The following is a 25,717-nucleotide window of genomic DNA, read 5'->3' as shown; positions in this document are numbered from 1 at the left end:
TATGCATAATACAGAATGATGATGTGAAATATCTTGAATTCAGATACCAGTGGGAGGAGTTAACTTCTCTCCTATGCATTTTAGCTTGTTAAGAGCCCGGTGCGAGCGAATTTTCGGGGTGGAGAACAATCCGTGTTGCTGAGACACTTGGCAAAGGGAGTGCATTAAAAAACCGTCAGGGAACATCCCTGACGGTCACTTGTATTCATGCCTGGGGACATGATATCCCTAGAAAATCCGCTGCTTCCAACCCAGCAGTTTGGCGATTGCCTCCACGTAATAGTAGTCGCCGTAGATAAGTGATACATTAATGTTTTGCCCAGCCGGCTTGTTGCCAGTGCCTTCTAGCAAAATAGCCTGATGCTCCGGCTGATCCCATGTCCCGTAATTCTGTGTAAGCGACAGCAGGATGCGCTCCGCGGCGCGGCGGTATACATTGCCTTCAACGGCCGGCAAAAAGTCCGCTAGCTCAATCAACCCCGATGCGGCGCAAGTAGCGGCCGATGTATCTCTAGGCTCAGCATCCAGCGATTCAGCCGCGCGGAAATCCCAATGCGCCACATGGTCCTCCGGCAGGCATGCCAGGAAATAATTCGCTACACGCTGTGCCGCACGCAAGTAACGCACTTCTCCCGTGTAACGGTAGACGTTCGCTAGACCATTCAGCGCCCATGATGCTCCGCGGCTCCAAGCTGACTGCGGCCCTGCTCCTTGGCCGCCTAAGGATTCAATCAGCTCTCCCGTCTTCGGATTGAAGCTAAGGATATGGTTCACCGAACCGTCTTCGCGGATAAATTTGTCAACCACCGTATCCGCATGCGCTCTGCCGATTTGCTCAAAACGCGGGTCACCTGTCATTTCCGCCGACCAGAAAAGGATGGACAGGTTCATGGTGGAGTCGACAATGGACCAGCCGATTTTCTCCTGATTCCATGCACGAAGGAAGCTGCCCGCTAGGTTAAACCGGCCTGCCAAGAAATTAGCCGCCTGCAAGCCACGGCGCAAACCATCGCTGTCGCCAGTCAATTTATGCTTAATAACCGCTGTAGGCAAATATTGAAAGCCAACATCATGATGAAAATTGTTGGTCCGAATGCTAGCTTGCTCCAGCTTTTCATCCCAGCGCCATGCGGCTTCCTTATAATGTTCTTTCCCTGTCAGATCATGAAGAATCCAAAGAATTCCCGGCCAGAAGCCGGATGTCCACCAATCGATCCGCATGTCATCGTACAGTCCGTCTTCTTTGGCTACATGCGGTGATTTGTCTCCAAGCTGCTCGATCATACGATCAACTTTTACCTGCAGCGCTTCCCAGACTTGGGGTAAAATTTCTTCAAACTTTTGGGCACCATGCCATGTTGCTGTTTGGTTCACACTCATCGTTATAACCTCCTATTAATGGTTTCAACTCTTCAATCCTTCAACCCTTTATGACAACTACCTGAGTAACGGTAGGAATTCCCTCACAAGCCGCGCTGATCACAGATGTATACGGGCGCTGCCCATCACGACTGGACTTTGAAATCAAAGACGAAGCCGGGCCACCTGCACTTACAAAATCCGTCACCGTAATCCCAGCAGGCAAACCACCATATGGATCTATATAAATCCCCGCACGGCCTGACGCTAGTTGTGTAAGCCTCGAACCGCGAATCGTGCCTAGATTATCCAGCAGCTTGCCGTCACCGGCCAGTCCAAACCGGACAAAGGACGCTGCATCCGGGCAAAATACCCCTGCCGCATCATAGGCGAGTACTTCTGCGTATACCCTGCCGTCTTCCAGTGTTGTTGTCGTCAGCTCCAGCTGCGCTGGCTCGCCCCATGTCTCCGTTTGGTAACGGAAACTCAGCTCGTCGCTCACGGTAACCCCGCCACGAACCGCTTCTGCGCGCAGGTGGTTTTCACCAACACGCAATGCCGTCTCCCAACGCAAGCCTGCGCATGGGAAATTTTGCGAGTCGCGGCGCTTCACGCCAAGGCTTTCGCCATTGAGGAACAACTCCACTTCCTCCGCATTGGAATACACCTTGATCATCTTCTGCTCGCCTTCGGCTCCCCAGCGCACCGGCATGCTATGACCATATAGGCGCACCATCGGTTTCTCTGACCAATAGGATTGGAAAACATAATAAGCCTCTTTCGGCGTCAGATCCCGCTCAACGATCCCTTTCATATTCAAATAAGGAATTGGTGAATCCGGCCGCACCGGCGTGGAGAAATCCTTAAACGACCACTGCGCCGCTCCCGTCAACCAGCTCATATTCTCTTGTGATTTCAAGTACCAATCGATCATTTCGCAGAAATAGGTTTCTGACCAGTCGCCGTCACGAGATACGCGCGGCTCGCCGCCGGTCAGCAAGTAATCCCCGTCACGCTCGTCCGTAGCTCCTTCGGCTTGCTTCATAAAAGTAAAGCCCGTGTAGGTCTCCTCAACATGCCGGGTCGGCAAATTATCTGCGCCCCATTCCATGTGGAAGAAGGAGTCCACATTCTCGAAGGCCGTTTTACTGCTTGTCTCGTAATCCGTATAGACTCCGCGGTACCAACCGGCCCAAATCGAAGGCGAATAAACATCAATGATATCCTTGCAAAATTCACAACGGCGAATCGACGTTAATCGGCTTGGGTCGAGCTTGTGCGAGAGTTCATGCAATTCCTTCATGAAGGCGCGGATTTCCTGCTGATCGAAGTAATCGAAATCGCATTCCCAATCATTCTCATTCCCAAGACCCCATAGGATAATCGATGGGTGGTTGAAATGCTGTTCAATCATTGCTGTAAGCATGTCGGAACATTGCTTGCGATATTCCGGTCCGCCAAGGCCTCCGCGGCACCAAGGAATCTCTTCCCAGACGAGGAGCCCAAGCGCATCGCATAAGTCAAGCACGATTCGTGACTGTTGATAGTGCCCGAGGCGAATAAAATTAGCGCCCATGTCCTTGATCAACTGCATTTCTTCACGGATCAAATCCTCGCTCATCGCCGCGCCTACGCCAGCATGATCCTCGTGACGATGCGTTCCGCGCAGCAGAAGCCGTTCACCGTTGAGTTTAAACGGTCCCTGTTTGACAAACTCAAAGCTGCGGAAACCAAATGGCTCCGTCAACACCGTTTCGCCATCTTCACAAACTAGCGCGACTGAACAGTGATATAAGTTCGGCTCGGTCACCGACCATAGCTGCGGTCCAGGTACTTCCAAAGCTGCGAGCTCTTTCTCCCCCTGCCATGCCGGTAAAGTCACTTCAGACTGCCCGATAACCAAACCATCCTGCTGAGTTACTTTAATAGTCAAAGTAACATTTCCGGCAATTGCATCCGGATTATAGAGCTTCGCCTGCACTTTGACTTTCCCGTTGTCCGCTTTTCCACCAACAATCGCATCCAAATCAGTCTGAACATGTACGCTGGACAAGGAAATCTGCGGCACATACACAAGGTTCAAATAGCGGTACACTCCGCCATATAAATTGAAATCGCTTGCATCAGAAGGAATCGTCTCTAGCTCCCTGCTGTTATCGCACGCAATTGCCACTGGAACCTGCCCTGCATAACGCTCTATTCCCTTAGCCCGCTCCACTGCCTCCGTAATGTCAACGGTAAATTCATCGTAACCGCCCAGATGCGAATCTACTTTCTCTGTGTACACATAAACATCCGTTCGCTGTCCGGCTCCTTCAAAATGCAGCAAGGTCCTCCCCTTTAGATACGGGTTATCGACCTCTAACCGGCTTCGGTACCAGCCTTGTCCTTGATAATACTTGCTGTCCGGGTCCATTACATCATACCCATTGTAGGTGTGGGGAAGCGTGACCGTTTCCCACGGCACGTTATAGTGATTTTGCAGCTTATCTGACCGCCAAACCTCCCAAGCACCGCCTAAGGATCCACGGTAATGCTCCCAATTTTCGTTTAACCTGCGCTTTTTCATGAACGAGTCGTTCCTCCTCTAGCTGCTCTATTACCTATCTTCATCGTACCAAAAAAAAAGCGAATAATGTGTAGCCCTCTTATGATAAAATGTTGTTAGATTACGATGAGGAGTTTTCGTTATGAAGCTTATGAACTACATGAATTTAAATGTTCATCCGGTGCAACTATCGTTTTTCAAAAATAGAACGCATGAGTTTGAGGAAATCTTTCACGCTCACCAGGGGATGGAACTTCTTATCGTCCATGAAGGCAGAGGTATCGCCATAATTGAGCAACAAATCGTTGAAATGACGCCGGGGGCTATCTTTTGCTTTCGACCGTTTCAGCTGCATCGTCTTCGTATGTATAACCTTCCGCAGGAGAGTTACGTCCGCTCGCTTTTCGTGCTCGAGCCGGCTGTCCTAGAGGCAGCGCTTGCTGCCTTTCCTTCGCTGCAAGAATTTCTGCGCAAATTGTGGAAAGATCCGTTATCTCCGCAATCCTTCCAGTGTTCGGATCTTACGGCACTCGAACAATTATTCCGCCTTTATGCGCCTAGAATCGAGGCTTCTATAGATCAAGGCACAGAAAGACTGCTTGAAGAGCAGCTGCTTTTCCTAACGGCATTTATCCACCAAGTGCGCACAGGGTTTGAGACGACAATCACCTCTCAAACAGACCTTACACAGGTGCATCCGCGCAAAAGCTCAACAACAGCTGAACGCATGCTCTCTTGGATCGAAGAGAATTACAGCAAGCCGTTCAAGCTGGAAGACCTAGCACAGGCTGTTCATCTGACTCCGAACCACGTGTCGGCAACCTTCCGGCAATCGATCGGCAGTACGATTACCGAGTACTTGACCGCCAGACGTATTCGCCAGGCTTGCTGGTTGCTCAAAACAACCGACATGTCTGTTCAAGACATTGGGGAAGCCGTGGGGCTCGGCAATTTCTCCTACTTTTGCCAGCTGTTCAAAAAACATGTCGGCTATACGCCTTACACGTTTAAAGGCATGCATCGCTACGAGGATATCGCTTCATTAACTCAAGAGTAGCCGGCTCTTTGTACGCTATCGGAATGGTTACAATGGATGAAATCCAATAAAACCATTAATTTGAAGGCTCAATTATGTATCCTATTGGATGAAATCCAATGAGATACGTTAATCGCGGCGCTAAAGCACCGGAAATGGCAGTTAGCTTGGATTTCGTCCAATGAGATGACCAATTTAGGTGCCCCATTGAGGGTTTCGTTGGATTTCGTCCAATTGGGTTCTCTTGATAAATCAAAAAAAGCTGTCACAAAAGCAGAAAATTCTACCTTTGCGACAGCTTTCTTCTATATATATGGTTTTCACTTTCACATATCAAACTCATCCGGCACATAATCGATGCGGGACTGAGCCCTGATCGTCAACTGCTCAAGACCGTCTTCATACTCTACCGGTCCCTCTTTGACGTAAAACCAAATCTTCCGTGTCGGTTGATTGTCAAACTCCTGAAAAAGAAAAACATTAAGCTCACGCTTCCACTTCAGCAGCTCCTCGACAGCCGCGCTCTTCGGTGTAGATACCGTGATCCGCCAGCCATCACCATCCGGAAGGACTTCATAACGAAGCGCATCTGTTTCCGAATGAACAAAGGTACGGCCTCCGACGGCATGTTTAACAATGAGTACTTCTTTCATCACATACCTCCTTGGTTCCGTTATGGAAGGTCGATCAGCATGAAAAAGGCATCTTGCTCTGCCTCAACCACGAGTTTGGATTCGGACTCAATGCGAGCTGTGTCTCCTGCTCTGAGCTGTTTTCCGCTAACCGTAATTTGCCCCTCAATGGCAAACATAAACATTCGACGCCCTTCCTCCTGCTCAAAAGACAGCGTCCTTCCTTGATCAAGCCGACTTAAGTAAAGCGTCAAGTCTTGATTGATCATCACCGCTTGCTCGGATCCTTCTGGCGTCACAACGGGCAGCAGCGCGTTTCGCAGTTGGTCAGCGTCGTAGCGGCGAGTTTCGTACGTTGGAAACAGCCCGAGCTCTCTCGGCTCAAACCAAAGCTGCAGAAACCGGGTCGACTCTGTTTTGGATGCATTAAATTCCGCATGCACGATCCCTGTGCCAGCGCTCATCCGCTGCACTTCGCCTGCAGAAGTAATCTCCGAGTTGCCGAGATTATCCGAGTGTTGAACTGCTCCTTCAAGCACAATCGTAACAATTTCCATATCACTGTGAGGATGAGCACCAAATCCTCTACCCGGCGCTACAACATCATCGTTACATACACGCATAACCCCAAATTCGGTATTATTCGGGTCATAAAACTCTCCGAAAGAGAAACTTAATCGGCTTTGAAGCCATCCTGCATTGACTTGATATCGGTTCTCTGCCTCATAAATCTGAATCATAGGATCCCTCCGTTTTAAAGTTAAACGCTTATAGCGCTGATGATTGACCTTTATTAAAGAGCGAATCTATGGCAAGCCGTTGGCTTCCGTTGATTAGCAAATAAACAGCCATACCGATTAAAGCGAGATCAAGCTCGTATCCTGCCATTTGCCCATTTCCAAGAAAACCGACAGCCAGCTTCACTTTGAACGTCGCAATCAGCAGGATAATTGCCAATATTGCGGACACAATACGTGTACCTAGTCCTAGAATCAGAGCAATCCCGCCCACTAATTCGATGGTTGCCACGACATAGGCCAAGGATCCGGGAATGCCGATGCTTTCGAACCAACCTGCAATATTACCGATTCCTCCTTGGAATTTGGCAACACCATGTGATAAAAAGATAATTCCGAGCAGTACTCTTAATAGTAATGCCCCCAATTGCTGATAATTCTTCACTTCAAAAACTTCCCCTTCCAAAGCTAACTTTTTTAAAGTATTGAACTTTATGTTCGTATAATATCGTTACAGACTTACTTTTGTCAAGCAACTAAATAAAACCACCCTTCTAAGAAATAGAAGAATGGTTCTTAATTTGCTCCGCCAGCTTATCGCCTACTAGCAATGCCTCCTCCAGAGGTAAAGCTGTTGCTTTGTTCGGATTGGAATGTCCGATATGTTCTTTCCAAGCTGCACTTAGCACTTTTTGGCGCTGCCAAATAAGCTGAAAGAAAGGCGAGCTCTCCGGTTGCCCGACGAACGGTGGAGTTTTTAGACAACGCACTTGAAATAAATGACGGAGAAGCGTTTCGGCGATGACCCAATGGCCGTCAGCATGTGGATGAATTCCGTCTCCTGAGCGGTAGTCAGGATCGTTCATTCGCTCTTTTTCTCTGGCTAGCAGCAGCGGATCATAAATATTCACCACTTCATCAGCAATTCCTTCCTGCCAAAGCAGCCAGCGCGCATACGTTTTGAGTACATCGTTGTAATGTTCATAGGGAGTTAAGTAGCTGTATGCTTGTTCATGATGGCCATCAGCCAGAAGTGTTTCTTGTCTAATTGCGGATGAATCAAAAGGCGGAGGCGTCATCACGATCGCCTTGGCACCGGTTGAACGAACGATCCGGATGGCTTCAAGCAGCCCTTTTTGATAAGCCAGAAATCTTTCCTGAGAAAAAGGCGAATAGATCCCGTCATTCATGCCGTAACCTAATACGACCCAATCGGGCTTAGTTATTAGAAGAGCACGTTCAATCCGTTCATGGACACAAGGCCGCGGAAATGGATGATCCCCCTCTGTTAAACCTGAAGCTGTCTCACTAGGCACACCTATGTTGATCAATGTGTACCCCTGCCAAGGGAAGTGTTGAAACAAGATTGCCTCCAAAAAAGCAATAAACGTTCCCTCAGCCGTTATGCTATCTCCCAGGAATAGGATTCTCTTGTCTTCCGTCATTTAATGTTCCCTCCGATAACGCAATTCAAAAATAAGGCTATCCGACAGGTCATTCCTGACCTATACCGATAGCCCCACACTACGCCTTATTTTTTAATTGCTGCCGTATCGTACGCTTTTTGGAGAATTTCAAGATATCTTCCGAGCTTTAAATTGTCGAGCCCTTTCACATACGCATCCCAATCTTTGTTCAAATCTTTGTTCCCCGTAATAAACTGGAGCGCGCTTTGCTCAATATAGTTCTTGATGTTGGTTTGAAGAATGCTCGCCTCATCGGTCAGCGCCGGATCGATCCAAATCGCCCACATCGGGAACAGTTCTTTCGGTTCATGCCCTTGATACAGCAGTGTCGCGTCATATAATCTGCGTTCGTAATTGGCGGAATCGTAAACATCCGTGCCTTGTACGATGCTATCGCGATATTCTTTCGGCTGGTAAAAATGGCCCATGCCGCTCCATCCCGCATTGCGAGGCGGCTGCCCATCAATCGCTGGAATCGTCGCGATCTGTGGTGTAACCCCTTTGCCCAGCGCCACTTCGCCTTCTTTCGGCTTTCTCCAGTCGATGCCTTCCATACCGGATGCCGCATTCGTTTGACCTTCCATCGTGAACATGTAATCGACCATTTTGATTAAAGTAACTTGCGCTTCTTGGCTCGCTTTATTCGTGATGACAAACTTCGCCCCAGGAATTAAGCCGCCTCCATCATGCGTGGACAATGAACCGTGGGGTCCTGTAAGTGGCGGAACCGGGTTATAATCGGCTGAGTTTTTATTGCCTTTATCAATATTAACGAAGATGGCTGGATGCATGCCTGCGCCTGCGCCAAGAATCTGCCCTGAACCGTTCTCCCCAATTTTCTTAAAAGCTTCCGCATTTTGAGTAAACGCACCGGGATCGATCAAACCCTCGTCGTATAAGGATTTAATATACGTAAGGCCTTCTTTCCACTCCGGTTTATTCGCCACAGTATCCGCTTTCCCGTTAACCAGATTCAAATAATTCCGGTCGTCATCATAGATGAAGCCGTTCATCAGGAACGGGATCACACGTACACCGAAGTCTTCTGTTGAACCGCTAAGTGGCACCTCATCCGCCTTGCCGTTGCCATTCGGATCATTTTTTTTGAAAGCTTGAAGCACTTTCCTGAAATCTTCCGTCGTTTTCGGCATCTCGAGGTTCAATTTTTTCAGCCAGCTTGTGTTAATCCACATTTTGTTCGGGTACGAGCAGTGAAAGCATTGCGTATAGGAACCAAGACCATAAATCTTACCGTCTGGCGCTGTAATAAAGCTTTTGAACGTGGCATCCTTTTCCATGGCCGCTTTGATGTTAGGAGCATATTGGTTAATCAAATCATTAAGCGGCAGCAAGACACCTTGTTTGCCGAATTTCAAAAGATCCGCTTGCGAGAACTGGTCGATATAAGCCGTTAACATGTACGCTTCCGGATAATCGCCGCTCGCTAGCGAGATTTGGCGTTTTTCTTTGGCACCGTCATAGGGAATTACATCGAACTTGAATTTCGCATTAAATTTACTTTCCAAATGCTTCGTGAACAGGTTCGTATTTAAATCAATATCGTTCGCCTGCTGCGCAAAAACGCTGATTTGTACAGGTTTTCCTGTTTGCCCAGCATTTGGCGAGGCTGTATCTGTAGTAGGTTTTGAGGATGACGATGGTGATGCCTCTTGTGTACTCGTGCATGCGGCAAGAACCAAACTGCACATGATAATAAAAATCAAAACGCTGACCGATCTTCTTTTCAATGAAATCCGCTCCCTTTACTGATTTGAAAAGCTGACTTATAGGTTGATCTATAACCTGCAAGTTCTCGTCGATCACCCCTTTCAATTCTTCAGTTCCCCGCCATATCCCTTTTTCCGTTACCCTTTCACTGATCCCACTAACATTCCTTGTACAAAATAGCGCTGTACAAACGGGTAGATAATAAGCACAGGAATCGTCGCAACAACAATCAGCGAGTATTTCAGGAGTTCTGCCAGCTGCTGTCTTTCAACCAGTTTCAGGGCATCCGTCGCATTCGAGCTGTTATTCAGAATAATAATGCTCCGCAAAATAAGCTGCAGCGGGAACAGCTGGGCGGTTTTGAGATAAATAAGCGCATCGAAGTAAGCATTCCACTGACCCACCGCGTACATGAGGAATAAAACAGCGATGATGGGTTTGGATAACGGGATCACGACGCTCCACATAAATCTGAGGTCGCTGCAGCCATCAAGCTCACTGGAGTCAATAAGTTCATCAGGTATTGATGTTTGAAAGAAGGTTCGGGCGATGATAACTTGCCAGACCCAGATGGCATTGGGAATTATTAAAGCCCATCTGGTATCGATGAGGCCCATCTGTTTCACAACTAAATAAGTTGGAATAAGTCCTCCGGTAAATAACAACGTGAAGGTGACTAACATCATGAGGACGTTTCGTCCCTTAAATGTTTTACGTGATAGCGGATAAGCGATCATGATCGTAAGCGCTACTGAAATCAAGGTCCCTGCCGCCGTATAAAACAAAGAGTTCGCATAGCCGGTAATGATTTTCGGATTGTCCATGAGCTGGGCGTAACCCTTCAAAGAAAACTCCACCGGCCATAACCACACACGCCCCGACGTCACAGCCGCTGGTGAGCTGAACGAGGAGCTTACAATATAAATCAGCGGATATAAAACGATCACTAACAAAAGACTCAGGATCACATAGAGGCAAATGACAAATATTTTATCGCCCGCCGATTCTCGGATCGTTGTTTTCACGGTGTTCATCGCATAGTTCCTCCATTCTCACCAAATACTCGTATTCGAAAGCCGCTTCGCAACCCGATTAACGACTACGAGCAGAATTAAGTTAATACAGGAATTAAATAAGCCGACCGCTGTAGCAAAGCTATAGTTCGCGTTTAAGAGGCCGATTTGATACACGTAAGTTGCAATTATTTCTGAATTTATTTTGTTCAGCGGGTTTTGCAGCAAATAAATTTTTTCGAATCCTAATGACATGACACTGCCCACATTCAAGATAAAAATGATTGTGATCGTCGGCAGAATGCCCGGCAGATCAATATGGCGGATTTTCTGAAACCGCGACGCTCCGTCCACTTTGGCTGCTTCATACAGCGAAGGATCGACACCGGCCAGCGCAGCCAGAAAAATAACGGCGGAATAACCGGCGGTCTGCCAAATATCCGACCACACGTAGATCGAGCGAAACATCCCCGGTTGCCCGAGAAAATTAATTGAATCCATCCCGAAATAATTCATGGCCACATTCACGAAACCCAGTCGAGGGGCTAGAAACAGCATGATGATGGAAACCATAACAACGGTGGATATAAAATAAGGGGCAAACGAAACTAATTGCACGAACCTTTTAAACTTGCCATTACGTATTTCATTCAGCGCCAGGGCTAATAAAATAGGAATTGGGAAGCCGGCGAGAAGCAAATAACCGCTGATAAGCAGCGTGTTTTTCATTAAAGTCCAGAAGATCGGATTCTCGAAAAACAGCTCAAAATGTTTAAAACCTACCCAAGGACTTCCCCAGATCCCTTTGGTCACGTTGTAATCCTTGAAGGCAAGGACGGCATTCAGCATTGGATAATATTTGAAAATAAGAAAAAATAAAGATGGTGGAATCACGATCAGATACAGCTGCCAATGTTTGATAAAACTCTTTTTCACATGCTCCCTCCTACAATCCGATAAAATGTGATAGCGCTTTCTATATGGCTGATTATAGGTGGTTGCCACGGCCATCGTATAGGTACATTTGCGTCAAATTCCGAACATAAAGCCCGAATCAGGCCGGGCAATTACCTTATTAAACGTCCATTTAACCCTCATCACCTGTACAGTCAAAAAAGAGGCTTTCTCCCATCACTCATGAAAATGATGGAAGAATAGCCTCTTGCATATTATTCCTCGACAGATTGTCGGAACGAGCTTGGCGAAACGCCCATTACGCGTTTAAATGCCCGACGGAAAGAATGCGAACTGTTATAGCCGACATGCGAAGCAATTTCGTCGACGTTGTACTGGTTTCTTTTCAGAAGACTCGCCGCGTGATCCATTCTTACTTTCTCCAGTTGGTCGGATAAATTCGTCCTCGTCACCTCTTTATACAGCTGGGAGATGTACTTCTCCGGCCTTTCGACATGTTCTGCAATCCGGTATAAGTTAAGGTCGGCATCTGCATACCTCGCGGCGATAAATTCATTTATTTGTTTCACTGTTCGAGAGTGAGCATCGTTCTTTTTACTAGTAATCAGGCCGCACATGTCCGCAATAATTCCATTTATTTCTTGGGAAATAATTTCAATGGACTCGCTGGTCACAATAGCAATGATCCGATTTTTGATTTTTTCGAATGATGTGGATTCCATAATCGCCTTTTGGTCGAGCAGTTTGAGCAGCGTTCCCTTCAACTCCCCGATGAACTGGTGCTTCATCTCCATAGAAAGTTCGCGATTTTCCGTGTTTTGCTCGATCATCGACTTCACGATACGCCTTGCTTCCTCTTCATCACCTGCTCTAATTGTACTTATTAATCGCAGCTCCAAGTCGATAGGATAATAATACGTATTGCTCTCAATTCGTGTATCGCCTAACCATACGACTCCTTTTTTGTTCATATAAATAGCGTTTTCCAAGGCCTGCCTTGCTTGCTCGTAGGCTCGACTAACCTCCATAACGGAGTTGAAGGGGTCGCTTAACCCTGCCGTTATCGTAATGCGATACTCACCAAAAGCCAGATTGACCAGCCTGTTCACGAGTTTCTCAACCTCATCTTTATTGACTTCCTCCCCAGCTTCTGTATCCCCGGAGGTAAAGAGGAGAACCATGCGATCCGAACCCAAATCGGTCATATGAACAAAAACGCTACTTTCATCTTCGATCACAATTTGCTTCAGAATCAATCGGGCAGCGCTCAGCTCGTTCAAAATTTCAACGCTCTCCATGTCTGAGTACCCGTTGATTTGCAAAATACCGGTGTATCCGGCGTTAAAGCCAACACCCGTGCCCGCCTGAGCAGCCGCAGACATGATCTCTTCCCTGGTTTGAAACTCGCCTGCAATCAACCGTTTATAGAAAGCATCCCGAATCAAGGGAAGCTGTCGTTTGAGCTCAGATTCTAAGTGCTTGCTATTCATCAATATATTGGAAATATTCCCCTGTATAAAATCATATTCATTGCGCGCCAGCGCCGCTTCCTTGCCAAAATGCTCTTTCATGACCTGAAGCAGCCGAGTAATTGGAAGCGTATTGCGGTACGAAAGCAAGTAGCCAACAAGAAGGCCAATCAGCAGCGCAGCACCTGTCACCGACCAGGTAATGTATTTGATCTTATTCGCATTTTCCATCAAAACATGTCTTGGAATCCCCGTACTGTAAACCCAACCTGTTGTTTTGGAGCGAATTTTGATCACGAGATCATCTTTATAAAATTGGCTGACGGACGCTTTATCAAACTTCGGATCCACCGAGAGCTGCTCAATCTCCGGCTGAGTAATGCCTTGCAAACTAATGGTATGTCCTTGAGCATCACTGATGTACATCCAGCTGCCCGCTTCATTCCGCAAACCCGATAACACGCTGTTGATCGTTTTTTCATCTATAATCGTAACCACGGTTGCCGGGGAAGAATCACTAAAGCTATCTAATGGAAGCGATTGCATATAAGTGATAACGGAGGTTTGGTTCCCACCTGTAACGAAAGGACTTAGCGGCAGGATTTCACTGCTGTGCGTTTTATCTAAAATCGTCTTTTTCCATTCATCAAATGAAAGATTGTTGTAATGCGATGCCTCATAATAATGTTCCGGTCGAAAATAGGCATTGCCAGGCGTTACAAGCACATTAAAGTTCGTGAAATAAATAAAAAAGTGCTTCAAAAAATCATTGGTCTGGCTATAAGCCTTAATATCCCTTGAGATTTTCCAAATCCCATACACATTCGTTTTCTGATCCACTACGCTTTCATTTAATAGCACACTTAAATCTTGATTCAGAGCCAACTGCCTGGTGAAACTTTCCACCTCAGCCATTCTGCGCTCCAATATTTCCTGACTCTTCTGCAGCTGTGTCACATTGTTCTCAATGGAAATGGACTGCGTGACAGCAATGGAGGTGCGGTAGGACATATACCCCGCAATGCTAGGAATGATTAAAATAAGAATGTAGGAAAAAAGAAACTTACGAAACACACCTGAGAACTTGGGCACCGGTAACTCCCCCTTCTATGAGAGCGCTTACTCCCCAACTCATTATATAAAATCAGAACATTATCGCCTAGGGTACAATTAGGGAGATGACCATACATATTTCCCTTTTCATGACCACTTATGGTCGTTTCGTGGAAACAAAAAACTCACTTCAACGTGAAGTGAGCGTGCCTATTTCTCGGTTATCGAGCCGTCATTCTAAAGGTAACGTAACCTCAAACCGCGTCCCGTAGCCTTTGCGAGAGGTTGCCGTTATGGTTCCTTTATGATTCTCAATAATTCGGTAACAAATCGATAAGCCGAGTCCTAAACCATTCTCTTTGGTTGTAAAAAAGGGGTTCAGAATTTGATCCAATTCTTCCTTGGTCATGCCAATGCCATTATCTTCAATGCTGATTTTGAAGCTTTGATTGTCATGCGCCAATTCTGCGCACAGCTGAATGATGCCATTTTTCCCTATTGATTCGATAGCATTTTGAAGAAGGTTAATGAGGACTTGTTTGATTTGAGAAGGGTCAATCATAGCCACCAATAGGGCATTATCCGTTATTGCCGTAATCGTTGTGTTTTTTAGAATAGCCTGACTATCCATAAATCGTACAATGTCTTTCAGAAATTCCTGCATGTTCACAGCTCTTCGTTCCGGTGTGCTAGGCTTGGCCATCACAACGAAATCGGATACAAGCTGCTTCATGCTTTCAAGCTCTGTTTCGATTAAATGCACGTAACTCCATAGTTTCGTCGGGTCGTTGGACTGCTTACTCAGCTGAAAAAAACCAATGATGGCCGTAAGAGGATTCCTGATCTCATGCGCCAAACCTGCCGCCAGCTTGCCGATGGCCGAGAACTTCTCCGAATTAATCCACTGCCGCTCCAGAATTACACGATCGGTAATATCGCGAAACTGTGCGAAGGCACCCAGCAGTTCGCCATGCTCATTCAGGATGGGCAGCACATCAAAGAGACACACACTCTCTTGATCCAAGGAATAGCGGAAAGTAAGTTCAATATTCTCACTTTGCTTGCGATACTTCAGCGCTTGATAGAAATAGCTGCCAAAATGTTCAAAAGGAAATACCGGTGTGCCTGTCACACTCTTCCGGTTTCTTCCCGTAATTTTCTCCGCATACGCATTAAATTCGGTGATGATCCCCCGTTCATCCGTCATAATGATTCCATTGCGCATATTATTCACCACAAGCTGCTGAATCAGGTTCTGATTATGATTAACGAGGCGCAGCGACAGTTCCCGTTCGATAGAATCTACCATATTCGCTAGCAAAGCTAGATACGTAGGATGATGATGCTCAACAGACGTCATGATGGAAATGGCACCTGATAAGTTGTGGAAATTGGAAAAGTGGAAGGGAACGCAATAACAGGCGCTATCCTCCAACATCATATGATAATGCTCTTTCCCAACAATCTGAATCGGTTTTTGTTCAAGGAGCGCAAGCGCTACCACATTGGTCCCCATAAATTCTTCATCACACTTGATGCCTTCTTGAATGCCCAACCGATTGATGGTCGTCTTCATGGTCTCATCGCCATAATTATCCAGGATATAACCTGTATCATTCGTTACGACTATGAGATGAGGTGTCCCTGACAAGAAGGCTAATAATTTTTCTGCAAAATAATTAGTTACCACTAGAATCTTTCGATACTTATGCTTCTCTTCTTGAAGCTGTTTGGCCGTCAATTGAAAACCTGGTAGAGGTATTTTGGTAGGGTCCAAACCTTGCTGCAAGCACCTTTGGCGGGATTCTTCGATCCATAGTTCCATATGATTCTCCTCATTTTTCACTCATCATTCGGTACGGCATTGATTCAGATCTTGATTTCAATCCTGTTTTAGAAAATTATACCATAGTTCTTTGTTCAATAAATATAAAACCTATGTACTAAATTGGGGATGAGTTTTTTTGTCATACGCAAAAAAAGATTGTCTCCTTGGCCATGAAGCCTTCAGAGACAACCTTATAGCGTCTATTAAATAACTACCAAGTACCGCGGCTCAAAATAAGTGCCTGCTGCAATTTTATCTAGGCCATCTTTGCTGCACCGGCAGCAGCGCCGGAAAATCTGCATGAGGCTCCATTTGATACCAGTAAGCGACGGAAGAAACATCATCGGATCTTTCAAATAATCGCGAATGATCGTGGCCAATTTGCTGAATCGTTACTTTCAAATCACTTTCAAAGCGGATAGGATCGGGCAGATGCCAGCGATACATCCCATGCATCGGCACCTGATGACCGGACCATGGATCAATCTCGGTCGTGTCTTTGTAGTACGTATATCCTAAATAAGGCGTTGAATAAGATTCCGGCTCATTGGTCTTCAAATTGGAGAAACACCAAGCACCCCCGACATAATCCTCGGTCCCCGTCCCGCAAATCGTCGGCCACTCGTCATCACCATCCATATAAAACTTCATCTCACCTTCTCCCCACCAGTTCCTTTCCAGCGCTGCCCATGCCAAATAGGTACCCACATATTGCCCGGCCCCTTTGACATTGTCTAATATGGTGTAGTCTTTACCAGTCTCGGTTAAACGCTCTCGACGCCATTGCGCATGAAAATAAGCCGCGTTCTCTGGCAGTTCGTCAACAAGCGTATAGTTGAATGTATAGAAAAATCCGCCAATGTCATAGGCGTGTTGGTTTTCAATCGTAATTTTCGCAGAGGTGCGGAACGGCATGGCGAAATAGCAATTCATCCCGCCGGTCGGGTTAACGGAAATCGGAAGGGAATTGACGTTGCTGCGTCTGGCGAAACCATTGCAAAAGAAGTCGCCAAGCGGTACTTCAACGGATGGCGTTTCTTCGTCATCCCAGTACATTCTGAGCACGAGGTCGCGAAGTACGTACTGATCTTGATGTCCTTTGGCACTTGTTTTATCGGTCACCGTGATCCAAAAGTGCTGAAGCACGCCAGTGCCCTGTATATGTGCGAGCGTTACCGTTTCGCCTTGTTTTAAATCGATGCAAGGACGCCCTTTTCTGGCCGTTCCCAGATTGCTGGCGGCTTTGCCACCCTGTCCCTTCTCCCCCGTTGGATTCTCCGCCGTAATGGAACGTGTCCGCCCGTTTGTCACGAGAGGAGCCGTAGATAAGCCATTTCCCAAACCATGCAGTTGCAGCATGTCCATCACCTCTGTATCATATATTGTTGTACCTACCTCCATTATAAAGCGTTTTATCCGCATTTATTTAGCATAGATTGCCGATTTACTTACCATATATTGCTGAGGTGCTGTGATGGAATTAAATCAAATTTCACCTTATATCCGCGTCGCGATGGATAGTGTGATCGAATCACCATGGACGATTGAAGAACGTATGATTTGGGATTATGAGCTGCTGTTTCTGATGGAAGGTCAGTTGGAAGTGAGGGTGGAAGAGCAAATTTACGAAGGCCGTCCAGGGGATGTTTTCTTTTTTAAACCAGGAGAGCGACACGCCATTAAATCAAAAGGGACACAAACGATTCGCCAGCCTCATGTCCATTTCGATCTTAACGTTTTGCCGGATAGCCCGGATGTTACCGTATCGTTCAAGTCCATCGAGCAGATGAGTGAGAAAGAAAAAGAATGGTTTCGAACGGACCTGCTCTCCACATCTCCGTATTTCATCCCGAATCATTTTCGTCCACGGGATTCCGCTCACTTGGAACGGGTGCTGTTCGATCTCATCCGTGAGCATGAAACCAAACCACCCTATTACGAGTTCCGGGTCAAAAGCGCTATGCTTGATCTGCTTGCGATCCTGCTGCGCGAACAATATTATGGCGGCAAAGCAAACAAAGAGGGCCAGGTTGAATTCCTATCCGAAATCCGCACCTATATTGATCGCCATGTCAATCAGAACGTGACACTCGAGGAGTTATCCGAGAAATTTCACGTCAGTAAATTTCATCTCATTCATCTATTCAAAACGATGTTTCAAATGACTCCCATTCAATACCACCAATACATTCGCATGGAAAGAGCCAAAAACAGCATTCAATTTTCCAACACACCCTTGAGTCAAATTGCTGAGCAGCTGGGATTTGCGAACATTCATACGTTCAGCCGAGCGTTTAAAACCGTTATGGGCAAAAGCCCCTCGCATTTTCGGGTAAACCGCTAAGAGGGCACCACTTGGCTTGGCTTAGCTCGGCTCGACTAGGCAATTTAGAGGAACTACAAGCCGCTATTTCGCGAAATTGACGGGTTTTGACGGTCGAGACGGAACTACGAGGTCTTATTTCAGGGTTTTTGAGCACATTCCTCTTCATAATGAGAAAATAACGGCTCCTGGTTCCCATTCGTTTGCCTAAATGGCAGCTGCCCATGAAATAGAGCCCTGTAGTTCCCTCTGCCACCACCCTCCCCCAGAGATCCAAGAGGTGGGCCATCTTTTATTGTAATCCTTTAACTTAACAAATCAGCAACTTTGACGGGCTGCCCTGTCCGGATCGCGCGATTCGCGGCAATGCCAACCAGAATGGACCGGGCTCCGTCCACATGATTTGCCGCCCGCTTAAAGCGATCCTCAACCGGCTCACCAAAGATATCGTTCAGCAGCACAGGATCTCCTCCCCCATGGCCTCCAACTCCGGTTTCTACGTTCACCTCATAAGGCCGGTCAAACATCGGAAAGACGCGGATTTCTTTATTTTTTATCGCTCCTTCGAGCGCTTTATCACCACCAGAGTTGACATAGGATTGCTCCATAATCGTCATCTCCAGCCGGCCTTTTGTTCCATTAAAAGCAATCCGGTAACCTTCCCAAGGGGAATAGGCATTTAGCGAATAGGTCAATATCGCTTTGTTTTGATAGCGAACCATAACGCCCATTGTGTCCTCAATGCTGATCCCGTCTCCGAAAACGTTCTGATCGCGAAGATAACCATCCTCGTGCTCAGCGTCCAAATACAACGCCTTCAATCGACCATTACGATCCAAATGGAGAGCAAAAGGATCATCCTCGGCAAGCGGATTCCCCGTTGCTCTATCGTAGAATTGAGTTACACCGCGCTTTTCAGCGTTTTCACGGCCATAGAAGAGCAAATCGCCAAGAGCAAACACCGTATCCGGCTCTGACCCGATCCAGAAGCTCACGAGATCGAAGTGATGCGTCGATTTGTGCACGAGCAGTCCTCCGCTGTTTCTCTTGTCACGATGCCATCTACGGAAATAATCAGCCCCGTGTTTGGTGTTCAACAGCCATTCGAAATGGACGGAATTAACCTGTCCAATGACGCCTTCTTCAATCAACTCTCGCACTTTCGTATGGTGAGGCGCATAACGGTAATTGAACGTAACGCGCACATTGCGTCCCGTCTTCTCCACCGTTTCAAGAATGTGAAGGCACTTCTCCTCGTCAATTGTCATCGGCTTCTCTGTTATCACATCGCAGCCTAATTCCATCGCACGAATGATGTACGTATGGTGCGTACGGTCGACGCTCGTGACGATAACCACATCCGGCTTCTCGATTTCGATCATCCGGTCGAACGCTTCCGGTTCGTAGGTGCGCACCTCCGGATAGTCAAACTTCATCTGCAATTGCTGCTTCGCGTAATCCATGCGCGTCTGGTTGATGTCGCATAAGGCCAGCAGCTCCGTCGTTTCCCGGAAGTTCTCCGCCATGGCGGAATAAAAGAACCGCGCTCGCCCGCCGGCGCCAACTAATACGTACTTTTTCCTCGTCGTCATGCCTTTCACCCTTTTTATATAAATTATAAAAACCGACTCTACACGGATGCCTTGATGGCAAGCAAATCACTCTCAAACGTGTATCGACCCGCTCCAAGCCTGAACCAACTTACCTCTTCCGTACTGCCAAGCGGCTGGCAGCCTTCGATCTCCCATGTTCCTGATGTATTTTCGACGCCATCGATGACACAAACCCGGCCAGGTACATAAATCGTAGCCGTCGTATTAACGGGAATTGACACTTCGATCCGGAATACTTTTGACGACGCAGATAAATGCCAAGCCACCTCAATGGTTCCGTACAAGGAATCATAGCTTGCTTTGACTCGGTCCAATTTTCCTCCTGGTCTTGGCCGTATGATCGCATGTTTAAAACCTGGCGCCGCAGGATCAGCCTCGATCCCGGCCATATATCGGAACATCCACTCCCCTACTGAGCCAAGGGAATAGTGATTAAAGGAGTTCATAGACGGCGTTTGGAACCCTTTATGTTCAGTCCAGCCATCCCACCGTTCCCAAATGGTCGTTGCCCCATGTTTAATGGAGTACATCCAGGAAGGGAACTCCTCCTGAGTAAGCAGCGTATAAGCGACATCCAGCTTTTGATGATCCGTTAGAGCAGGCAGCAAGTAGCCGACTCCGAGGAAGCCCGTTGATAACCGGTCTCCACGCGCGGAAATATCCGCTGTTAGGTGCTCGATAGCCATCTTATTCAATTCTTCAGTCAGCAAGTTGAATTGCAGAGCAAGGACATACACCGCCTGCGTCTCCCCGTGAATTCGGCCGTCACTGCCGACAAACGCGTTCCGGAAGGCCTGGGCAATCGAGGCAAACAAACTCTCATATTGCGTCTGATCTTGCTCGCGCCCCAGAACGCCGGCAATTTTAGCCAATAGCTGAGTGCTGTAAGCAAAATAAGCTGTAGCCAGCACTTCTTTGGGCGTATCCGCATCAATGGATAACCAATCGCCATAGTTGGCATAATCCGGACGCACGAGATCTTCCGTGTTGTCCCGAAGATAACTCACCCAATCTGCCATCGCTTGGTAGTTATTTTCCAATATGCGAATATCCCCATACATCAAATACAAGGTCCATGGAATGATAACCCCGGCATCGCCCCATCCCGCATTATCGGGTGCGAACCAATTCAGATTCGCATTCCACATTTTGTGGCGAATCCAACCGGCGTCAGGCGCTACATCCGTGAAAGCCCCCGACGGTAGCTGACTGTCGATCATATCCTGCATATATTTCGAAAAGAAGCGTGACACATTCATATTGTAAGCAGCTGTGCGGGCAAAAATTTGCGCATCGCCGGTCCAGCCCAGCCGCTCGTCGCGCTGCGGACAATCCGTCGGCACCGAGAGGAAGTTCCCCCTTTGTCCCCACGTAATGTTGGCATACAGCCGGTTCACCATCTCATCATTTGTCTCCAGACGCCCCGTCTCAGCCATTTCGGAGTGCACGACTTTTCCAACGATTGTATCCAAATCGGGTTCGCCAGGGTAACCAATCAATTCAACGTAGCGGAATCCGTGAAATGTAAAATGCGGTTCATACCGTTCTTCTCCGGTCCCTTTTAACACATAATGATCCTGTTGAACGGCTACTCGCAAGTTATCCAAATATAAGCTGCCGTCCGGATTCAGCATTTCAGCATGGCTGACTGTGACCTGATCGCCTGCCGCCCCGCTAACCTTTAACTCTGTCCAGCCAACCATATTTTGTCCCATATCATAAATGAAAGTCCCTTCTTCCGTGCGGCGGAAAGAGACGGGCTTACGTACTTGCATGATGCGAACCGGCGGTTCAATCGTTGCTACGAGCAGTCCATTGTAGCCCGTTCGCACATCCGGAAGCTCCCAAGAGGATGCTGCTTGATAGCCGGCTTGATCCCAGCCAGTTGGCTCCAGACGAGCATCGTAGGCTTCACCTTTGATAAGATCCGAATAAAGAATCGCTCCCTTAGCTGCCTGCCAAGACGAGTCCGAAATGATAAGCTCACTCGTACCGTCAAGGTATTCAATCCGTGCCTGAAGCAGTAAAAACGGCCTCTCCCCATACACATTTTTCCCGAGAAAACCGACCGTACCCGCGTACCAGCCATCACCTAAAATGGCTCCAAAAACATTTTCGCCTACTGTTAATTGGTCCGTAATCTCATAGGCTTGCACTTGCACGCGTGTCTCATAGTCAGTCCAGCCAGGTGCAAAGAGCGCTCCAATCCTGCTTCCATTAAGCCGAAGATCATACAAACCAAGTGCAGTCGCATAAACAAAAGCTCTTTTCACCTGCTTGGCAAGCTGGAAGCTCTTCCGCAAGTAGGGAGAAGGCTGCATATCAACGCCTTTTTCTGCTTTGCGCCCGATCCACTTGGCCTTCCAATCCGCGCGTGACAGCAGCCCCATCGACCAATAAGCCGTTTGACTCCAGGCAGACGCTTCTCCCTGCGTATCCCACACTCGGACTTTCCAATAATACGTTTGCTCTGAGATCAGCTTATCTCCCGCATATTCAATGTGAATCGATTGATCGGACGCTACTTTGCCGCTGTCCCATTGATCAGCCACACCTTGATCCAACCGCTCTTGTGATGAAGCAACCAACACTTGATAATAAGCTTGAGCAGCAGATCGGTCGTTCGACTCCAACCTCCAAAACAAGCGTGGCCGCCTGACATCAAGCCCAAGCGGGTTATTCGCATACTCCGTTAAACATTCAATAATGGATAGGCTCACTGTTATCCCCCTTAAGTTAAGATCGTACTTGTTTGTATTATAAAAGGATAAACCTGCTCCGATATGGGGGGTTCGAGAACAGTTTATAGGGCAAAAACATTAATCTTGCGGCATAATGCCCTCACTTGCTTCATTGAATACCCCTAAATGAAAGAAATAACCTATAAAAATGAACTCATTCCCCTAATGTGCCTGGTGAAATATGTATTAAAGTTAATTAGCATAGCTATTTTCACGCTATCTTTTTCCATTCGCTTCATTGAAAACGATTTCACTTTTTGACGAAAAATTCGAAAGGGGATGAATGACTTAGGCGTATTCCGCTCCATCACAAACCAGAGGAGGAAGTAACTTGAGAAAATGGATACTATCCCTGCTGTCGCTCCTGATGTTCTTCAGTCTATCACTGCAGATCGCATCGGCATCGCCCGCGGAAGTAACAGCATCGTTAGACACAGCTACAGGTATTGTAACGGTTTCCGGCAACTCGGGGGTGACGGGAGAACACCTCATTACAGTGCAAGTCCGTGATCCACACAATCGTCTTGCCTATTTGGATCAGAGCCAAAGCAGTGCAAACGGTGACTACCTGTTTCATTTTACAGTGAATACAAGATTTGTCGGTACCTATGCCGTTTCCGTCGCAGGTGATGCCGATATCGCTGTTTCCCAAACGGCCTTTACCGTAAATTCGCTGGATACGACAGCGCCAGTAACAATCGCCGTAGCAAGCCCGGTTGACGGCAGCAACGGCTGGTATGTTTCCGCACCGACTGTCACTCTTTCCGCAACAGACAACGTATCGGTCGCCCAAACCACCTACCGCTTGAATGGAGGCGCTTGGAGCCTATATGTACAGCCGGTTACGCTACCAAAAATTAGCGGTATCTATCTGTTTGAGTACAAAAGTATTGATCAAGCCGGAAATGAGGAGGCCGTCCAATCCCTAACTCTACGACTGGACAAAGAGGCGCCTTCCATCAAAGTAACTTTGGATCAGGACACCATCTGGCCGCCAAATAAGAAAATGGTTACTGTGACCGCCGATGTGTATGCAACTGACGCCATATCGCAAATCGATAACATTGTCCTTACTTCTATTACTTGTAATGATTCCATCCAGCCGGATGATATTCAAGACGCGCAGTTTGGCACTTTGGACAAGACGTTTGCTCTTCGTGCAGAGAAATCCAAAGAGCAATCCGAACGCGTATATACCATCACTTACACGGCGACCGATACAGCAGGAAATCGTTCTACGGCTACCGCAACGGTAACCGTACCTCATGACCAATCCGGCAAAACGAAGTAATGATCTTTCGGAGGTGTTATTTTGAATAAGAAGTTCAGACAGATGATACTCCGCCTCACACTCGCTTTACTGCTCATTAGCGGGGTTTACGGAAGTAATCCATTTGATACAAAAGCGATGGCGGCAGAAACACCCGTTAGTGATGGGTGGCAAGTGCTTGTTGACGACAACTTTGAAAACGACTCGCTCGGCACAAAAGCAGAGGATCAAGGCTATGATGTATACAAGCCCATGCTTGAGGAAGGGAACGCCGGCGGCCTTAAAGGTGACGCTTATGTAGCCAAAGCTCCCGGGAAACCAGGCAACAGCCTCTATGTTTACGATGACCATAATTCTGGTAGCAAGGTTGCCTATCGCAACACGACAAGAATTGTCAAAACGTTTGAAAAGCAGGAAGGTGTGGTCGTAGCTGAGGTATCCTTCATGCAGCCCGGGCCGCAGCGCGAAAGAGCGAAGGTTTTGAATCTATTAAGCAGCAACGGCGACTACGTCGCCAGAATCACAGCAGATCCTTCCCAGGCAAAGTTCGTGTTCGATGCGAAAACAGGTCCGGACAACATGTATCCCTATGAGCCGAATCACTGGTATAACATCAAGGTTGTTGTCGACATCGTCAATGATCAAGTGATGGTTTATGTGGACGGCAACCTCTGTTTCTCCAAGCAGCCTACGGTCGAGGTTCGGAGTGCCGGCACCACGACAAGTGAGAAAATAAAGCAAAATATCGCCATGATTGAATTGCTTACAGCCGGCGAATCACCTAATCCGATTAACTCCTTCTACGTATCCCAAATCAAGGTCTCTGCGAAGCCGCCTGCCGACACGCCAGAAGCACCTGTTGGACTTACGGCCTATCCAAGGGATAAAGAAATCTATGTCGAATGGGCACCTTCACCAAGCGCCAGATCGAACAATGTCTACGTGGCCACCAAACCCGACGCTGCTGATTCAGAGTATGTGAAGGTCATGGATAAATATAATAAAAAGTTTGTGCCAAGTGATTACGTATCGATCACCAAGCTTGGGACATCGTCCACCAGCCCGCTGCTTGAGAACGGGAAAACATATTATGTAAAAATCACACAAAACACTAGGCTGCTGTCCAAAGGCACCGACACGGAAGTAGAGAGCCCTCTCTCCTTGTCTCAAGCCGTTGCTGTTACGCCTAATCCTAGACATGCATTGGAATCCGCCACGACGAGCATCATTCAAAACGTGTATGTAAACGATACCAAAAACATGTCAGATTGGTCCGTGCAAAGCGGTCTCGCTGTAGGCAGTACGCCTTATGGCGATTCGGAGAGCACCATAACCAAACTCCCTTCAAATTACTCAGGGATCGATTGGATTCGCACGTCGAACGCATCGGGTGCTTATACAGCAAGCGATGTGCTCACCACTTTTGCTGTAACGAATGATGCGGATGTGTTTGTCGCTGTAAGCCGTGAAACGATGGAAGCCAACTTGGCTTGGCTGTCAACCTGGACCAAAACAGCGGATACCATCGAGCTTGATGGAGGCGCCAAGGTATTCGATTTGTACAAGAAAAGCTTTGCCGCCAACTCGCAGGTTACTCTGAACAAAATCGCGCAATCCGATAGCAACGGCTATTTTATCCTCGTTAGAGGACGTACTATCCAACTGAACTCTTTTGAGTTTATCGATTGGAACGGCAACAAGCTATCCGCATTAACGCCGGGGATAAACGCAACCGCCAAAGTCGAAGTTACGAATAACACAGCCGAGAAACGTTCCTTTGTTGTCATCTGTGCATTGTACGACGCCAATCAACGCCTGGTCACTTTTACGTCCGCATCTGTAACGGCGCATGCCGGGCAAAAACGAACGTTTAATACCGGATTCAAGGTTCCACAGAACCTATCCGGCTATCACGCCAAAGCTTTTATCTGGGACAGCTTAATCACCATGAAACCATTGTCGAACAGTATATCGATTCAGTAGGCA

The 25,717-nt window shown here is 47.4% G+C and carries 18 protein-coding genes; 4 read left to right on the top strand and 14 right to left on the bottom strand.

The genetic code is table 11. The features are described from left to right. Positions 1–228 precede the first annotated feature (228 nt). Both GON05_RS05045 and GON05_RS05040 read right to left on the bottom strand, forming a co-directional pair. On the bottom strand, positions 229–1,380 hold the full coding sequence (locus GON05_RS05045) for a glycoside hydrolase family 88 protein (protein WP_157318123.1): 1,152 nt from the start codon (positions 1,378–1,380) through the stop codon (positions 229–231). 40 nt (positions 1,381–1,420) lie between these two features. After that, positions 1,421–3,928, bottom strand: coding sequence for a glycoside hydrolase family 2 TIM barrel-domain containing protein (locus GON05_RS05040; RefSeq protein ID WP_157318121.1), 2,508 nt, complete (start codon positions 3,926–3,928; stop codon positions 1,421–1,423). A 121-nt stretch (positions 3,929–4,049) separates the two neighbouring features. Between GON05_RS05040 and GON05_RS05035 the strand changes: the two genes are divergently transcribed. After that, on the top strand, positions 4,050–4,964 hold the full coding sequence (locus tag GON05_RS05035) for an AraC family transcriptional regulator (protein ID WP_157318120.1): 915 nt from the start codon (positions 4,050–4,052) through the stop codon (positions 4,962–4,964). 305 nt (positions 4,965–5,269) lie between these two features. Here GON05_RS05035 and GON05_RS05030 read toward each other — a convergent pair whose 3' ends face one another. The 10 genes from GON05_RS05030 to GON05_RS04985 all read right to left on the bottom strand — a co-directional run bounded on the left by GON05_RS05030 (position 5,270) and on the right by GON05_RS04985 (position 17,143). Further along, entirely contained in the window at positions 5,270–5,596 is a 327-nt protein-coding gene (locus GON05_RS05030; RefSeq protein ID WP_157318119.1) for a hypothetical protein, read from the bottom strand. 20 nt (positions 5,597–5,616) lie between these two features. After that, complete coding sequence (locus GON05_RS05025; protein WP_157318118.1) at positions 5,617–6,315, bottom strand: pirin family protein; 699 nt, start codon at positions 6,313–6,315, stop codon at positions 5,617–5,619. 28 nt (positions 6,316–6,343) lie between these two features. Further along, entirely contained in the window at positions 6,344–6,757 is a 414-nt protein-coding gene (locus tag GON05_RS05020) for a DoxX family protein (protein ID WP_181646421.1), read from the bottom strand. 109 nt (positions 6,758–6,866) lie between these two features. Then, positions 6,867–7,757: an SGNH/GDSL hydrolase family protein gene (locus GON05_RS05015; protein ID WP_157318115.1), complete on the bottom strand. Its 891-nt coding sequence runs from the start codon at positions 7,755–7,757 to the stop codon at positions 6,867–6,869. Positions 7,758–7,843: 86 nt separating this feature from the next. Continuing rightward, positions 7,844–9,526: an extracellular solute-binding protein gene (locus tag GON05_RS05010; protein WP_181646420.1), complete on the bottom strand. Its 1,683-nt coding sequence runs from the start codon at positions 9,524–9,526 to the stop codon at positions 7,844–7,846. 117 nt (positions 9,527–9,643) lie between these two features. Beyond that, positions 9,644–10,540 carry a carbohydrate ABC transporter permease gene (locus GON05_RS05005; protein ID WP_157318114.1) on the bottom strand — a complete coding sequence of 299 codons (897 nt, stop codon included), beginning with the start codon at positions 10,538–10,540 and terminating at the stop codon, positions 9,644–9,646. Between the two features lie 18 nt (positions 10,541–10,558). Then, positions 10,559–11,455: an ABC transporter permease gene (locus tag GON05_RS05000; RefSeq protein ID WP_309491892.1), complete on the bottom strand. Its 897-nt coding sequence runs from the start codon at positions 11,453–11,455 to the stop codon at positions 10,559–10,561. Between the two features lie 233 nt (positions 11,456–11,688). After that, positions 11,689–13,995, bottom strand: a complete 2,307-nt coding sequence (locus GON05_RS04995) for a helix-turn-helix domain-containing protein (protein ID WP_181646419.1) — start codon at positions 13,993–13,995, stop codon at positions 11,689–11,691. A 193-nt stretch (positions 13,996–14,188) separates the two neighbouring features. Beyond that, positions 14,189–15,781, bottom strand: a complete 1,593-nt coding sequence (locus tag GON05_RS04990; protein WP_157318112.1) for an ATP-binding protein — start codon at positions 15,779–15,781, stop codon at positions 14,189–14,191. Between the two features lie 255 nt (positions 15,782–16,036). Then, complete coding sequence (locus GON05_RS04985) at positions 16,037–17,143, bottom strand: glycoside hydrolase family 172 protein (RefSeq protein WP_157318111.1); 1,107 nt, start codon at positions 17,141–17,143, stop codon at positions 16,037–16,039. A gap of 115 nt (positions 17,144–17,258) precedes the next feature. Between GON05_RS04985 and GON05_RS04980 the strand changes: the two genes are divergently transcribed. Continuing rightward, positions 17,259–18,128, top strand: coding sequence for a helix-turn-helix transcriptional regulator (locus GON05_RS04980; RefSeq protein ID WP_157318110.1), 870 nt, complete (start codon positions 17,259–17,261; stop codon positions 18,126–18,128). A gap of 284 nt (positions 18,129–18,412) precedes the next feature. Here GON05_RS04980 and GON05_RS04975 read toward each other — a convergent pair whose 3' ends face one another. Both GON05_RS04975 and GON05_RS04970 read right to left on the bottom strand, forming a co-directional pair. Then, a complete protein-coding gene (locus tag GON05_RS04975) occupies positions 18,413–19,699 on the bottom strand; it encodes a Gfo/Idh/MocA family protein (RefSeq protein ID WP_157318109.1) in 1,287 nt (428 codons plus the stop codon). A gap of 38 nt (positions 19,700–19,737) precedes the next feature. After that, positions 19,738–22,440 carry a family 78 glycoside hydrolase catalytic domain gene (locus tag GON05_RS04970; protein WP_309491889.1) on the bottom strand — a complete coding sequence of 901 codons (2,703 nt, stop codon included), beginning with the start codon at positions 22,438–22,440 and terminating at the stop codon, positions 19,738–19,740. A gap of 352 nt (positions 22,441–22,792) precedes the next feature. On the opposite strand from GON05_RS04970, the gene GON05_RS04965 reads away from it, so the two are divergent. Both GON05_RS04965 and GON05_RS04960 read left to right on the top strand, forming a co-directional pair. Beyond that, positions 22,793–23,752, top strand: a complete 960-nt coding sequence (locus GON05_RS04965) for an OmpL47-type beta-barrel domain-containing protein (protein WP_157318108.1) — start codon at positions 22,793–22,795, stop codon at positions 23,750–23,752. A 21-nt stretch (positions 23,753–23,773) separates the two neighbouring features. Beyond that, positions 23,774–25,714 carry a hypothetical protein gene (locus tag GON05_RS04960; RefSeq protein ID WP_157318107.1) on the top strand — a complete coding sequence of 647 codons (1,941 nt, stop codon included), beginning with the start codon at positions 23,774–23,776 and terminating at the stop codon, positions 25,712–25,714. The last annotated feature ends 3 nt before the right edge of the window (positions 25,715–25,717 follow it).

Origin of the sequence: Paenibacillus anseongensis, assembly GCF_009757995.1 — a bacterium.
GTDB classification, from domain to species: domain Bacteria; phylum Bacillota; class Bacilli; order Paenibacillales; family NBRC-103111; genus Paenibacillus_E; species Paenibacillus_E chondroitinus.
The sequence above is the reverse complement of the archived record's forward strand: the minus strand, read 5'-3'. Positions and strand labels throughout refer to the sequence as shown.

Excerpts from the sequence above, each read along its gene's own strand:
- GON05_RS05035 (WP_157318120.1), top strand. The coding sequence starts at position 4,050 with ATGAAGCTTATGAACTACATGAATTTAAATGTTCATCCGGTGCAACTA.
- GON05_RS04985 (WP_157318111.1), bottom strand. The coding sequence starts at position 17,143 with ATGCTGCAACTGCATGGTTTGGGAAATGGCTTATCTACGGCTCCTCTC.
- GON05_RS04975 (WP_157318109.1), bottom strand. The coding sequence starts at position 19,699 with ATGACGACGAGGAAAAAGTACGTATTAGTTGGCGCCGGCGGGCGAGCG.
- GON05_RS05040 (WP_157318121.1), bottom strand. The coding sequence starts at position 3,928 with ATGAAAAAGCGCAGGTTAAACGAAAATTGGGAGCATTACCGTGGATCC.
- GON05_RS05025 (WP_157318118.1), bottom strand. The coding sequence starts at position 6,315 with ATGATTCAGATTTATGAGGCAGAGAACCGATATCAAGTCAATGCAGGA.
- GON05_RS05015 (WP_157318115.1), bottom strand. The coding sequence starts at position 7,757 with ATGACGGAAGACAAGAGAATCCTATTCCTGGGAGATAGCATAACGGCT.
- GON05_RS05045 (WP_157318123.1), bottom strand. The coding sequence starts at position 1,380 with ATGAGTGTGAACCAAACAGCAACATGGCATGGTGCCCAAAAGTTTGAA.
- GON05_RS05005 (WP_157318114.1), bottom strand. The coding sequence starts at position 10,540 with ATGAACACCGTGAAAACAACGATCCGAGAATCGGCGGGCGATAAAATA.
- GON05_RS05030 (WP_157318119.1), bottom strand. The coding sequence starts at position 5,596 with ATGAAAGAAGTACTCATTGTTAAACATGCCGTCGGAGGCCGTACCTTT.
- GON05_RS04980 (WP_157318110.1), top strand. The coding sequence starts at position 17,259 with ATGGAATTAAATCAAATTTCACCTTATATCCGCGTCGCGATGGATAGT.
- GON05_RS04990 (WP_157318112.1), bottom strand. The coding sequence starts at position 15,781 with ATGGAACTATGGATCGAAGAATCCCGCCAAAGGTGCTTGCAGCAAGGT.